This window comes from Frondihabitans sp. 762G35 (genome assembly GCF_002074055.1).
GTDB lineage: Bacteria > Actinomycetota > Actinomycetes > Actinomycetales > Microbacteriaceae > Frondihabitans.
In genome coordinates this window covers 636,919-650,218 of the sequence record NZ_CP014619.1, presented here as the reverse complement: position 1 = coordinate 650,218, position 13,300 = coordinate 636,919, and the positions used below count along the sequence as shown (strand labels likewise).

At 71.0% G+C, this 13,300-nt stretch carries 11 protein-coding genes; 5 read left to right on the top strand and 6 right to left on the bottom strand.

The window, feature by feature from the left end; all coding sequences use genetic code 11:
• Genes rsmA through rsmI form a run of 4 tightly spaced genes read right to left on the bottom strand, consistent with a single transcriptional unit; the run spans position 1 to position 4,198 of the window.
• Positions 1-849, bottom strand: a complete 849-nt coding sequence (rsmA, locus tag AS850_RS03310) for a 16S rRNA (adenine(1518)-N(6)/adenine(1519)-N(6))-dimethyltransferase RsmA (protein ID WP_119870094.1) — start codon at positions 847-849, stop codon at positions 1-3.
• The gene (locus AS850_RS03305) at positions 846-1,739 is read right to left on the bottom strand and encodes a TatD family hydrolase (protein WP_442856908.1); all 894 of its coding nucleotides are present in this window, start codon (positions 1,737-1,739) and stop codon (positions 846-848) included. Before AS850_RS03305 ends, rsmA begins: the two co-directional genes overlap by 4 nt.
• A 26-nt stretch (positions 1,740-1,765) precedes the next feature.
• A complete protein-coding gene (metG, locus tag AS850_RS03300; RefSeq protein WP_119867844.1) occupies positions 1,766-3,337 on the bottom strand; it encodes a methionine--tRNA ligase in 1,572 nt (523 codons plus the stop codon).
• Between the two features lie 45 nt (positions 3,338-3,382).
• On the bottom strand, positions 3,383-4,198 hold the full coding sequence (rsmI, locus tag AS850_RS03295) for a 16S rRNA (cytidine(1402)-2'-O)-methyltransferase (RefSeq protein ID WP_119867843.1): 816 nt from the start codon (positions 4,196-4,198) through the stop codon (positions 3,383-3,385).
• A gap of 72 nt (positions 4,199-4,270) precedes the next feature.
• On the opposite strand from rsmI, the gene AS850_RS03290 reads away from it, so the two are divergent.
• Positions 4,271-5,938, top strand: a complete 1,668-nt coding sequence (locus AS850_RS03290) for a dolichyl-phosphate-mannose--protein mannosyltransferase (protein WP_119867842.1) — start codon at positions 4,271-4,273, stop codon at positions 5,936-5,938.
• Positions 5,939-5,963: 25 nt separating this feature from the next.
• Here the strand turns inward: AS850_RS03290 and AS850_RS03285 are convergent, their stop codons facing one another.
• On the bottom strand, positions 5,964-7,880 hold the full coding sequence (locus AS850_RS03285) for a thioredoxin domain-containing protein (protein ID WP_119870093.1): 1,917 nt from the start codon (positions 7,878-7,880) through the stop codon (positions 5,964-5,966).
• A 130-nt stretch (positions 7,881-8,010) separates the two neighbouring features.
• Here AS850_RS03285 and AS850_RS03280 point away from each other — a divergent pair, with 130 nt between their 5' ends.
• Genes AS850_RS03280 through AS850_RS03265 form a run of 4 tightly spaced genes read left to right on the top strand, consistent with a single transcriptional unit; the run spans position 8,011 to position 11,696 of the window.
• Positions 8,011-8,661: an ABC transporter permease gene (locus AS850_RS03280; protein ID WP_119867841.1), complete on the top strand. Its 651-nt coding sequence runs from the start codon at positions 8,011-8,013 to the stop codon at positions 8,659-8,661.
• Positions 8,648-9,925 (top strand): ABC transporter ATP-binding protein, encoded by a 1,278-nt coding sequence (locus AS850_RS03275; RefSeq protein WP_119867840.1) that lies wholly within the window; start codon positions 8,648-8,650, stop codon positions 9,923-9,925. Before AS850_RS03280 ends, AS850_RS03275 begins: the two co-directional genes overlap by 14 nt.
• A complete protein-coding gene (locus AS850_RS03270) occupies positions 9,922-10,683 on the top strand; it encodes an ABC transporter permease (protein ID WP_119867839.1) in 762 nt (253 codons plus the stop codon). The genes AS850_RS03275 and AS850_RS03270 overlap by 4 nt, the downstream gene beginning before the upstream one ends.
• Complete coding sequence (locus tag AS850_RS03265) at positions 10,680-11,696, top strand: glycine betaine ABC transporter substrate-binding protein (RefSeq protein ID WP_119867838.1); 1,017 nt, start codon at positions 10,680-10,682, stop codon at positions 11,694-11,696. Before AS850_RS03270 ends, AS850_RS03265 begins: the two co-directional genes overlap by 4 nt.
• Before the next feature lie 25 nt (positions 11,697-11,721).
• Here the strand turns inward: AS850_RS03265 and AS850_RS03260 are convergent, their stop codons facing one another.
• On the bottom strand, positions 11,722-13,290 hold the full coding sequence (locus AS850_RS03260; RefSeq protein WP_119867837.1) for a long-chain-fatty-acid--CoA ligase: 1,569 nt from the start codon (positions 13,288-13,290) through the stop codon (positions 11,722-11,724).
• Between the last annotated feature and the right edge of the window lie 10 nt (positions 13,291-13,300).

Below are 13,300 nucleotides of genomic sequence, written 5' to 3'. Positions count from 1 at the left end.
TCAGGGCTCCCGGTGAGCCAGTCGCACCCGGGCGATCGCCAGGAAGTCGTCGACCGTGAGCTCCTCGCCGCGACCGGTGGCCGGGAGGCCGGCCTCCTCGATGGCGGCGCTGGCCTCGGCGGAAGTCCCGAAAACCGGCGAGAGCGACTGCCGGAGCATCTTGCGTCGCTGCTGGAAGGCGGCGTCGACGAGCGCGAAGGTCACCGCGCGCTCCTCCTCCGAGCCCTTCGGATCGCGGCGGTCGTAGGCGACGAGGATGCTGTCGACGTTCGGCACCGGCCAGAAGACCTGCCGGCTGACCTGCCCGGCGGTCGACCACACGCCGTACCAGGCCGCCTTGATGCTCGGCGAGCCGTAGACCTTCGATCCGGGCGCGGCCGCGAGCCGGAGCCCGACCTCGGCCTGGACCATGACGAGGCCGCGGGTGAGACTCGGGAAGTGCTCCAGGAAGTGCAGGAGCACCGGGACGGAGATGTTGTAGGGCAGGTTCGCCACGAGGTGGGTGGGCTCCGACGGGAGCTCCGTCACCTTCATGGCGTCGGCGACGACCACCGTCAGGTCGGCCTCCGGCTGCAGGAGCCGCACCGTCTCCGGCAGCTGCGCGGCCAGCCGCTTGTCGATCTCGACCGCCGTGACGCGCGCTCCCCGCTCGAGGAGCCCGAGCGTCAGCGACCCGAGCCCGGGGCCGATCTCGACGACCTCGGCGCCGCTCTCGACCTTCGACGACGCGACGATGCGCCGGACGGTGTTGCCGTCGTGGACGAAGTTCTGCCCGAGCTTCTTGGTCGGCTGGATGCCCAGCAGATCGGCCAGGTCGCGGATCTCGGCCGGCCCGAGCAGCGTGCTCACGCGCTCACCGTGACCGGCTCGGAGTCCCACGTGCCGTAGACGAGCTCGGTGGTCGAGGTGATCTGCGCCGCGAGCATCGAGGCGTCGGTGCCGAGGGTCTCGGCCATCGACCGGAGCGTGTGCGGGATGAGGTAGGGCGCGTTGGGGCGCCCGCGGAACGGCGTCGGGGTGAGGAAGGGGGCGTCCGTCTCGACGAGGACGAGGTTGCGCGGGGCCGCGATCAGGGCGTCCCGGAGCGGCTGCGCGTTCTTGAACGTCACGGTGCCGGAGAACGACATGTACCAGCCGTTCCTGGCGCAGACGCGCGCGAGGTCGACGCCGCCGGAGAAGCAGTGGAACACCGTCTTCTCGGGTGCCCCGACCCGCTCGAGCGTCTCGACGACCTCGTCGTGCGCGTCACGGTCGTGGATCTGCAGGGCGAGCGAGTGCTTCTTCGCGATCTCGATGTGCGCCTCGAACGACTCCAGCTGGGCCTTGCGGCCGTCCTCGCCCGTCCGGAAGAAGTCGAGCCCCGTCTCCCCCACGGCGCGGACCCGGGGGCGCGCGGCGAGCTCGTCGATCTCGCGCAGCGCCTCCTGCAGGATGCCCTCGGCGGCGTATCGCGGAGCCTCGTTCGGGTGCAGGGCCACCGCCGCCAGCACGCGGGGCTCCCGCGCCGCGATCTCCGCCGACCACCTCGACGTCTCCAGATCGTTGCCGACCTGGATCACGCCGCGGATGCCGACGCTCGACGCCCGGTCGAGGTGCTCCCGGTAGTCGAGGCCCTCGCCGTCGGCGATCTCGAGGTGCGTGTGGTTGTCGTAGACCGGGACGGTCAACGCCTGCGGCAGCGGCGGGTAGCTCAGGTCGCGCTTCTGCCCGCCCTGCGCCTCCTCGCTGCGCTTGCGGATGTGCGCGGCGCCGTCGATCGGACCCGTCACGCGGCGCCGGCCTCCGGCTGCTCGATGCGCGGGAAGAGACCCGCCGCGAGCGGCGTCACCGTCGGAGCGCTCGACCACTCGGCGGCGCGGTCGATGGGCTGGCTCGTCAGTTCGCCCTGCCCGATCGACTGCCAGAGCTTCTGGGCCGCCTCGGGGATGAACGGGGAGAGCAGGACCGCGAGCGTGCCGAGGCCACGGAGCGACGTCGACAGGACCGTCGCGAGGCGCTCCCGCTGGGCCTCGCTCTTGGCCAGGACCCACGGCTCCTGCTCGGTGATGTAGCCGTTCAGGGCGTCGACGAGCTCCCAGATGACCGCGAGGGCCTCGTTGATGGCGAAGCGCTCGATGGCGCCGTCGGCCTCCCGGGTCACGCGGAGCTCGGTCTCGCGGATGGCGAGGTCGGCGGGCTGGAGGTCGCCGGCGATCGGGACGGTGCCGTCGAAGTAGCGGCCGACCATGGCCGTGATGCGCGAGGCGAGGTTGCCGAAGCCGTTGGCGAGCTCGGCCTGGTAGCGGGCCGAGATGTCCTCCCAGGAGAAGTTGCCGTCCTGCCCGAAAGTGATGGCGCGCATGAAGTAGTAGCGGAACGCGTCGACGCCGAAGGTGTCGGTGATCTGCTGCGGCGCGATGCCCGTGAGCTTCGACTTGGACATCTTCTCGCCGCCGACGAGGAGCCAGCCGTGGCCGAAGACGCGTTTCGGGACGGGCAGACCGGCGGCGAGGAGCATGGCCGGCCAGATGACGGCGTGGAAGCGGGCGATGTCTTTGCCGACGATGTGAACGGCCGGCCAGCGGCGGTCGAACTCCTCCTGGTCGACGCCGTAGCCGGTGGCCGTGACGTAGTTGAGGAGCGCGTCGAACCAGACGTAGACGACGTGCGATTCGTCCCACGGCACCTTGATGCCCCAGTCGAAGGAGGCGCGCGAGATGGAGAGGTCGCGGAGGCCCTGCTTCACGAACTGGACGATCTCGTTGCGGACGCTCGCCGGCTGCACGAAGTCGGGCTGCGAGGCGTACAGGTCGAGCAGCGGCTGCTCGAAGTCGCTCATGCGGAAGAAGTAGTTGCTCTCCTTGAGCACCTCGACGGGCTTCGAGTGGATCGCGCAGACCTGCTGGCCCTCGAACGGACCCGTGCCGTCGACCAGATCGGAGGGCTGCTTGTACTCCTCGCAGCCGACGCAGTAGAAGCCCTCGAACTCGCCCTGGTAGATGAAGCCGTCGTCGTAGAGCTTCTGCAGGAAGAGCTGCACGCCGGTCTCGTGCCGCGCGTCGGTGGTGCGGATGAAGTCGTCGTTCGCGATGTTGACCGTCTCGAGGAGAGGCTTCCAGGACTCCTCGACGAGCTTGTCGGCCCACTCCTTGGGAGAGACGTCGTGGCTCGTGGCGGTCCGCAGGATCTTCTGCCCGTGCTCGTCGGTGCCCGTCAGGAGCCAGGTGTCGTCGCCGCGCTGGCGGTGCCACCGGGCGAGGACGTCGGACGCCACCTCCGTGTACGCGTGCCCGATGTGCGGGACGTCGTTGACGTAGAAGATGGGCGTGGTGATGAAGAAGGAGTCGCCGGCGGGCATGTCCACCATCCTAAAGGCGCGCCGGGGGCGTGTGACGCGGCCCCGTCAGCGGGCGGCGAGGGCTCCCTGGTAGAGGTCGCGCTTCGACAGCCCGGTCGCTTCGGAGACCTCGGCGGCGGCGTCCTTGAGGCGCTCCCCCGCCGCGACGGCGGCGAGGACGAGCGCCACCCCCTGGGCGAGATCGACCTCGCGCTCGGGGGCGCCCTCGACCACGACGCAGATCTCGCCGCGGACGCCCTCGGCGGCCCAGGCGGCGAGGGCCGCCGCCGTGCCGCGCTTGACCTCCTCGTGCAGCTTGGTGAGTTCGCGGCAGACCACGACCCGGCGCTCGGCGCCGAGCGCCTCCGCGACGTCGCCGAGCGACTCCGCCAGGCGGTGCGGCGACTCGAAGAAGACCATGGTCCGTCGCTCGTCGACGAGGGCTCGCAGGATCCGGAGCCGGTCGCCCTGCTTGCGCGGCAGGAAGCCTTCGAACGTGAAGCGATCGGTGGGCAGGCCGGAGACGGCGAGCGCGGTGAGCACGGCCGAGGGCCCCGGGAGCGCCGTCACCGTGACTCCTGCCGCCGCGGCCGCCTCGACGAGCGGGAAGCCGGGGTCGCTGATGGCGGGCATGCCGGCGTCGGTCAGGACGAGCACGTCGTGCTCGCGGGCGAGCTCGACGACCTCGGCCGCGCGCTCGCGCTCGTTATGCTCGTGGAGCGCGACGAGCCGGGGCCGATTGTCGATGCCGAGGGCGCGCATGAGGTGGATCGCCGTGCGGGTGTCTTCGGCGGCGATGATCTCGGCGTTCTTCAGGGCGTCGACCAGGCGGGTCGTCGCGTCGCCGAGGTTGCCGATGGGGGTTGCCGCGAGAACGATCACGAGCCCATTGTCCTCGGTCGGACCGGTGCTTCGTGGAGCGGGTCGAAAGGGGGACGCCCCTACGATGGGCGAATGACCCTGCGGCCGGCCGACGACTTCGATGCCGTCGTGACGGGCGACCGGGTCGACCCGGATCCTGCGCCCCCGGCTCAGCACCGGGCGCGACCGGTCACGGGGCGGCTGACGGCGCTCGACGCGTGGTGGGGCCGAGTGCTCTCGACGCCCCGTCGTCAGCGGATCTGGACCTGGGGCGGACCCCTCTTCGTGACGCTGCTCGCGGCGGCGCTCCGGCTCTGGCACCTCGGCCATCCCTCGACGCTCGTGTTCGACGAGACCTACTACGTGAAGGACGCCTGGTCGCTCCACAACCTCGGCTACGAGGGGAGCTGGCCCGACAACGCGGACCCGCAGTTCGCCGCCGGTCGCACGAGCATCTTCACGCCGTCGCCCGAGTTCGTCGCGCACCCGCCGCTCGGGAAGTGGCTCATCGGCCTCGGCATGGCCGCGTTCGGGCCGTCGAACCCCGCCGGCTGGCGCATCAGCGTCGCGATCGTCGGCATCCTCGCCGTCCTGCTGGTGACGCTCCTGGCCCGCCACCTCCTGAAGTCGACCCTCCTCGGCGTGCTGGCGGGCCTGTTCCTCGCGCTCGACGGGCAGGCCATCGTGATGTCGCGGGTGTCGCTCCTCGACAACTTCGTCATGTTCTTCTGCCTCCTGGGATTCGGCGCGGTCCTCCTCGACCGCTCCTGGTCGGCGAGGAGGCTCGACGACTGGGTCCGGCGGCGCGACCGGGCGGGCCGCGACCTCGCCTGGGGGCCGGTCCTCTGGAACCGCCCGTGGCTGCTCGTCGCCGGGCTGATGTTCGGCCTGGCGACGGGTGTGAAGTGGAACGGCGCGTTCTTCCTGGCGATCTTCGCCGTCTACACCGTGGTCGTCGACATGGTGGCGAGGAGGCGAGCGGGCGTGGAGTTCTGGGGCACCGGCACCCTCTTCCGCCAGGGCCCCGTCACCTTCCTGCTGATGGTGCCGATCGCCGCCGCGGCCTACGTCGCCAGCTGGACCGGGTGGTTCGTCACGCGGGGCGGCTACTACCGGCAGTGGATCGAGACCCAGGGCGGCGAGCGCTGGAAGGGCGTCCTCGCCTGGGTGCCCGACGTCGTGCAGAACTGGTGGCACTACCAGGCGGGCATCTACGCCTTCAACGTCGGGCTGAGCACGCCTCACCCCTACCAGGCGAACCCGCTGCTGTGGCTCGTGATGCAGCGACCGACGAGCATGTACTACCTCGGGACGAACCAGGGGCAGGGCGGCTGCACGGCGGACCGCTGCGGCGAGGCCATCGCCGCGATCCCGAATCCGCTCATCTGGTACGCCGCCGTCGCGGCCTGCCTCTACCTCGTCTACCGGCTCCTGCGCCACCGGGAGTGGCAGATCGGGCTCGTCCTGACGGGTGTCGCGGCCGGCTACCTGCCCTGGTTGACGTACCTCGACCGGACGGTCTTCCAGTTCTACACGATCGCCTTCGAGCCCTACCTCGCGATCGGCCTGGCGGCGGCCCTCGGGCACGTCCTCGGCGGTCGACTCGACGACGAGACGCGACGGCTGAGCGGGATCCGGGTGGTCGGCATCGTCGTCATCGTCGCGGTCCTGCTCACCGCGTTCTACTACCCGCTCTGGACCGGCACGCAGGAGCCGTTCTCGTTCATCAACCTGCACTACTGGCTGCTGTCCTGGAAGTGACGCCGGCCGGCCCGCGGCCCGACGGTCAGGCGGGCAGGAGCTGCGCCTCCAGCTCGGCGGCGGTCGTGACGGGCAGGCGGCAGACGAAGTCGCGGCAGAGGTAGGCGAGGTCGGCGTCGGTCGACGCCGTGCGCCCCTCGAACAGCTCGAAGCCGGCGGCCGCCCAGTCCGCGGCCTGCTCGGCGGTGACGACGGCGGCGACCGCACCCGGGCGCACGAGCGTCCTGGCCACCTCGGCGACGTCCCCGGTCGCCTCGGCGCCGCGCGTCACGACGACGAGCTGCGTCGCCTCCGCCGCGAGGTCGGCGGCGAGCGCGAGGGCCGCGCCGAAGCCGATCGGCGAGTCGAGCGCCTGCGTCGTCACGGACGAGATGGCCGTCGTCGCGGCGTCGCGGTAGCGCCGGTCGGCCGTGAGCTGGGCGAGGAGGAACGCGGCGCCGGCCAGGGCGCTGAGCCCGGACGGGTAGGCCCCCTCGGAGGGATCGGCCGGCAGCGCCAGCCCGTGCCGGGCCAGGACGGGGTCGGTGCCGCCGGGCACCCGGAACGCGGGCCTCCGGTCGTCGTCGACTCCCCCAGCTCCGGCGCCGTCCCCGAGGCACGCGTCGCAGAGCGCTCGCGCTTCGACGGCGTAGGAGACCCGGCCCGTCGCGAGGGCGAGACGGAGGAGCCCCTGGGCGAGCATCCCGTAGTCCTCCAGGGTGGCGACCGCCGACGACACCCGGTCGGACGTCGCCGCTCGAAGCAGGCGCCCGTCGGGTGTCCGGTGGTGGCGCAGGATCCGGTCGGCGGCCACCCGGGCCGCCTCGACCCAGTCGCTCCGCCCCTGGCGCGCACCGGCCTCCGCGAGGGCGCCGATCGCCAGCCCGTTCCAGCCCGTCAGCACCTTGTCGTCGACGGCGGGAGGCGTCTCCGCCCGGCGCTCGTCGGCCGTCAGGGCGTAGTAGCCGCCCTCGGTCCGCCCGCCGGCGACGGTGCTCTCGCTGTCCTGCGCCGAGCCGAAACCGCCCTCCGGCCGGCGGAGCACCTGAAGCAGGAAGTCGGCGACGCCCGCGGCGATCCCCGAGGCCTCCGCGCGGTGAGCAGGAGCCACGGCGCCGAGCCGCGAGAACGCGGTGAGCAGCTGCGCGTTGTCGTAGAGCATCCGCTCGTAGTGCGGCTCGCTCCAGTCGCGCCGCACGGAATAGCGGAAGAAGCCGCCCTCGACCGGATCGCGCAGCGGCGAGGCGGCCAGGGCGAGGAGCGTCCGATCGGCGAGGTCGCGAGCGACTCCGCCTGCGCCTCCCGCGCCCTGGAGAAGGAAGAGGAGGACCGGAGCGACGGGGAACTTCGGGGCCGCGCCGAACCCGCCGTGGTCGGGATCTTCATGGGCGGCGAGGAGACGGACGACGGAGTCGAGGTCGGCCGGGGTCGGGAGGCGACCCGGCGACTCCTGCGCGTCCGGGGCCCCCGCGGCGAGCGCGGCGGCGATCTCCGCGGCGTTCTGCTCGACCTCGTCTCGGCGCTCGGTCCACGCGTTGAGGACGGCGTCGAGCACCTGCGTGAAGGAGGGCTGACCTCGGACGGGGACCGGCGGGTAGTAGGTGCCGGCGTAGAACGCGCGGCCCTCGGGCGTCGCGAACACCGTCAGCGGCCAGCCGAGGTTCCCCGTGAACGCGGAGGCGGCGGCGAGGTAGCTGGAGTCGACGTCGGGGTGCTCCTCGCGGTCCACCTTGATCGCGACGACGGCGCCGTTGAGCCTCGCCGCGACGACCTCGTCGCTGAACGTCTCGCGGGCCATGACGTGGCACCAGTGGCAGGTCGAGTAGCCGATCGAGATCATCACCGGGACCCCTCGGCGACGGGCCTCCTCGAACGGTTCGGGACCCCATTCCCGCCAGTCGACGGGGTTGTCGGCGTGCGACCGGAGGTACGGGCTGACGGCGTCTGCGAGGGCGTTGGACACGGTCGCCACCCTAGGCCGATTCTTCGAGAACTCTCATCTGTGCGTAAGCTAAGTGCGTTTGTCCCCCGAGTAGGGGACGGCTTCGTGACTGCGACCGTGACCGATGTGAATCTTTGAGGGGCAATCTGCCGTGTTCTGGAACTTCGTCGGAGAGCGATCGGACCAGATCTGGTTCGCCTCCTGGCAGCACCTGTCGCTGGTGGTGCAGTGCCTCGTGCTCGCCGTCGTCCTCGCGGTCGGGACCGCCGCCCTCGTCTACCGGAGCCGGACGGCGAGCGCGATCGCGAACGGCGTCTCGGCCGTCGGGCTCACCATCCCCTCGTTCGCTCTGATCGGCCTGCTGATCGCCCCGCTCGGCTTCGGGGTGACCCCGTCGGTCGTCGTCGTGACCTTCTTCGCCGCGCTCCCCATCCTGCGGAACGCCGTCGTCGGCCTCACGGAGGTCGACCCGTCGCTCGTCGAGTCGGCGCGCGGCATCGGCATGAGCCGCCTGCGCACCCTCCTCCGCGTCGAGCTGCCCCTCGCCTGGCCGATCATCCTGACCGGGGTGCGGATCTCCGCCCAGATGGTCATGGGCGTCGCCGCCGTCACGGCGTACGGGCTCGGGCCCGGCCTCGGCGGGTTCGTCTTCTCGGGTCTGTCGCGCCTCGGCGGCGCGAACTCCCTCAACTCCGTCGTGGTGGGGGTCGTGGGCGTCGTCGTCCTGGCCTTCCTGCTCGATCTCCTTCTCGTCGGCCTCGGCCGCCTGACCATCTCGCGAGGTATCCGTGTCTCCCACTGACAGCACCCCGACCATCGGCACCGGCAGCAGCATCCTGCTCGACCAGGTCACCAAGCGCTACCCCGGGCAGGCGACCCCCGCCGTCGACGGCATCACGCTCGAGATCCCCGCCGGCAAGATCGTCATGCTCGTCGGCCCCTCCGGCTGCGGGAAGACCACGACCCTCAAGATGATCAACCGACTCATCGAACCGACCGAGGGCCGCATCGTCCTCGGCGACGACGACGTCACGAGCATCGACGGCGACGCCCTCCGACGCCAGATCGGCTACGTGATCCAGGCCGGCGGCCTCTTCCCCCACCAGACGGTCGCGCAGAACATCGCCGTCGTCCCGAAGATGCTCGGCTGGTCCAAGGACCGAATCGCGGCCCGCGTCGACGAGCTCCTCGACCTCGTCAACCTCGACCCGGACACCTACCGCGACCGCTACCCGAAGGAGCTCTCCGGCGGTCAGCAGCAGCGCGTGGGCGTGGCCCGCGCCCTCGCCGCCGACCCGCCCGTCCTCCTGATGGACGAGCCGTTCGGCGCCGTCGACCCGATCACGCGGCAGCGCCTCCAGGACGAACTGATCACCATCCAGCACGAACTGCAGAAGACCATCGTCATCGTCACCCACGACTTCGACGAGGCCGTGAAGCTGGGCGACTGGATCGTCGTCTTCTCCGAGGGCGCCCGCATCGTCCAGTACGACACCCCCGAGCGCATCCTCGCCGAGCCCGCCGACGAGTTCGTCGAGAACTTCATCGGCGCCGGCGCCGGCCTCAAGCAGCTCACCCTCAACCGCGTCCGCGACGTCACCCTCGAGGACGCCGTCACGGCGACGCCCGGCGAGGCAGGATCCGCGGTGCTCGCCCGCGCCGAGGCGGCGGGCCACGGCCACGCGGTGATCCTCGACGAGCGGCAGCGTCCGATCCGCTGGGCGTCGCTCCGGCAGCTCTCGCGCCTCGACACGGTGCCCCGCGAGGCGGAGGCCGACCTGCCCGTCGTCGGCGAGGGGGCGACCCTCAACGACGCGCTCGACACGATGCTCGTCTCCAGCGCCGGAGCCGCGCTCGTGACGGGCCGCGGCGGACGCTTCGTCGGCGTCATCACGGTCGAGGTCGTCATGGAGGCGATCACCCGCTCCCGTCGGGCCGCCAAGGAGTCGGAGTACAAGCCGGTCGGAACCAATACCGGCACGCTCGACGTCCTGCCCGCCACCCAGGGCGCGCGGGCCGACTCCGGGCCCGAGTCCGAGGCGGCCGGCGCGGGTGGTACCGCGTGAGCGACGTCGTCACCGCGACGCGGACCGGCGCGGCGTCCACCTGGCGCGGCCTCGTGGTGCAGCCGGTCGCCATCGCCGTCGTCCTCGGGATCTTCGTCGTCTGGCTCAGGACGGCCGACCTCACCGACGTGGAGCGCTCCACGCTGAATCCGGCGGATCTCCTGGCGTACACGGGGCAGCACCTGGCCCTCACGTTCGTGTCGGCGGTCATCGTGCTGGTCATCGCTATCCCGCTGGGCATCCTGCTCACCCGGCCTCCGCTGAACCGCGCGAGCGGGATCGTCCTGGCCCTGTCGAACATCGGCCAGGCGGCGCCGGCCATCGGTCTGATCGTGCTGCTCGCGTTCTGGCTCGGCTTCACGTTCTGGGCCGCCGTCGTGGCGCTCGTCGCCTACGCGATCCTGCCGGTGCTGCGGAACACGATGATCGGGATCCAGAGCGTCGACCCGAGACTCGTCGAGGCCGGCCGCGGCATGGGCATGTCGTCGTTCGCCGTGCTCCTGCGCGTCGAGCTGCCCCTCGCCGTGCCCGTCATGCTCTCCGGGATCCGCACGGCGCTCGTGCTGCTCGTCGGCTCGGCCGCACTCGCCACCTTCATCGGCGCGGGCGGACTCGGCCTCCTCATCACGACCGGCGTCAACCTCTTCCTCCCCCGCGTCCTCGTGTCGGGCGCGCTCCTGATCGCGCTCCTGGCGCTCCTGATCGACTGGCTGGGCCGCGTCGTCGAGCACACCGCCAGCCCGAAAGGCCTCCGATGACCCGCTTTCCGCTCCCCCGCCGTCACCGCCGACTCCCGTTCGTCGCCGTCCTGGCGGCCTCGGGGCTCGCTCTCACGGGCTGCGGCCTCCAGCCCGCGACCGCCTTCGTCCCGGCGGTGGCGCCCGGGTCGATCCAGAAGATCTCGGGACTGCCCGAAGACGCCGCGATCACCTTGACGTCGAAGAACTTCACGGAGCAGCTCATCCTCGGGAAGATCGGCGTCCTCGCGGCGCAGGCCGCCGGGTTCCAGGTCACGGACATGACCAACGTGCCCGGCAGCGTGGCCGTCCGGCAGCTGATGATCGACGGCGGCGCGGACGTCACCTACGAGTACACCGGGACCGCGTGGCTGACCTTCCTCGGCAACAAGGCCGGGATCCCCGACAAGACGAAGCAGTACGAGGCGGTCCGCGACGCCGACGCGGCGAACGGCCTGACCTGGCTCCCGCCCGCGCCCCTCAACAACACCTACGCCATGGCCGTCCGCTCCGAGGCCGTGTCGAAGCTGGGCGGCATCACGTCGCTCTCGCAGATCAAGTCGCTCCCCGTCTCCGAGCGCACCTTCTGCGTCGAGGCGGAGTTCAATTCCCGCGCCGACGGCTTCAAGCCGATGCTCGCGCACTACGGCCTGAAACTCGGCTCCTCGGGGCCCGACGGTGTCCCGGCCAGGAACGTCAGCATCCTCGACACCGGCACGGTCTACACGGCCACCGACCGCGGCACCTGCAACTTCGGCGAGGTGTTCACGACCGACGGCCGGATCGACGCGCTCGACCTGACGGTGCTGAAGGACGACAGGACGTTCTTCCCGGCCTACAACGCAGCGCCGGTCTTCTCGACCGCGACGCTTACGAAGTATCCGCAGCTGAAGCAGGTCTTCGACCGGATCTCGCCCGACCTCACCGACACCGTGATGCGTCAGCTCAACCTCAAGGTCGACGTCCAGGGGCAGGAGCCCGCGGACGTCGCCTACGAGTGGATGCTGCAGAAGGGCTTCATCACGAGGCCGTGATCGGTTTCGGACGGCCCTCAGCGCGTCAGGCCGGCTGGGTCGCGAAGCGGGCGACGAGCTCGCGCTTCAGGATCTTGCCGCTCGGACCGAGGGGCAGCGACTCCACCAGGTGGACCACCCGCGGGTACTTGTAGGCGGCGATCTCGTCGCTGACGAAGGAGATCAGCTCCTCCGGCGTCGCGGTCGATCCCGGCTTCAGCACCACGGCCGCCTCGATCTCCTGCCCGTGCATCTCGTGGGGCACGCCGAAGACGGCGGCCATCGTGACGTCCGGGTGCGAGGCGAGGACCTCCTCGACCTGCCGCGGGTACACGTTGTAGCCGTTGCGGATGATCATGTCCTTCGTGCGGTCGACGATGGTGATGTAGCCGTCGTCGCTCTTCGTGCCGAGGTCGCCGGTGCGGAACCAGCCGTCGACGATGGCGGCCGCGGTGTCCTCCGGGCGGTTCAGGTAGCCGTTCATGATGTTGTGGCCGCGGACGACGAGTTCGCCGATGGCTCCGGTGGGCATGAAGACGATGGCGTCCTCCACCGACGGGTCGGCGATCTCGACGTCGACGCCCCAGATCGGCGTGCCGATGGTGCCGGGACGCGTCGGGCGCCCGACGTGGTTGAAGGTGGCGACGGGCGAGGTCTCGGTCAGGCCGTAGCCCTCGTGGATCTCGGCGCCGTAGACCTCCTGGAACCGGTCGATGACGGCGAGCGGGAGCGAGGCTCCGCCGGAGATGGCGTACTTCAGGGTCGGCCGCGCCTCGGTGCGGGTCGCCGCGTCGAGGAGCGCCATGTACATGGTCGGCACGCCCATGAAGATGTCGCAGCCCTCGTCGACCATGACCTTGAGAGCGGTGTCGCCGTCGAACTTCGGCACCATGACCACGGTGGCACCGGCGCGGAACGCGACGTTCATCGTGCAGGTCTGACCGAAGGTGTGGAAGAGCGGGAGCGCCCCGAGGACCTTGTCGCCGGCCGACATCTGGAACGTGCTCAGCAGGAGCACGTTGACCTGCTCGAGCAGGGAGAAGTGGCAGCCCTCGGCGCCCTTGGGCTTGCCCGTCGTCCCCGAGGTGTAGAGGATCGTCGCGGTGTCGAAGGCGTCGCGCGGAACGTAGGTGTCGAGGGGCTCGGCCGCCTCGGCGAGCGCCTCGAGACGGTCGAAGCCGGTGGCGAGGTCGGCCGGAGCGAGGACGGTCACGACGTCGACGCCGGCGAGCCCGGCACCGGCGGCGCCCTCCGCCAGGAGCGGGGCGGCGCAGACCAGCATGGTCGAGCCGGAGTCGCGGAGCACGTACTCGATCTCGTGCTGCTTGAGCAGGGCGTGGATCGGCACCGCGACGGCACCGAGGGAGAGGACCGCGTAGTACACGCGGGGGAAGTCGGCGACGTTCGGGATCAGCATGGCCACCTTGCTGCCCTCGGTGACACCCTTGGCGCGCAGCGCTCCGGCGTAGGCCCGGGTCTCGTCCCAGAGCTGCCGGTAGGTGGTCTTGCTGGGCCCGACGACGACGGCCACGGCGTCCGGGAATCGGTCGGCCGATTCCTTGAGGATGCTCGCGACGGATGCGCTCGAGTGGTGGCTGTTCGGGTTGTCGTTCATCTGACGGCCT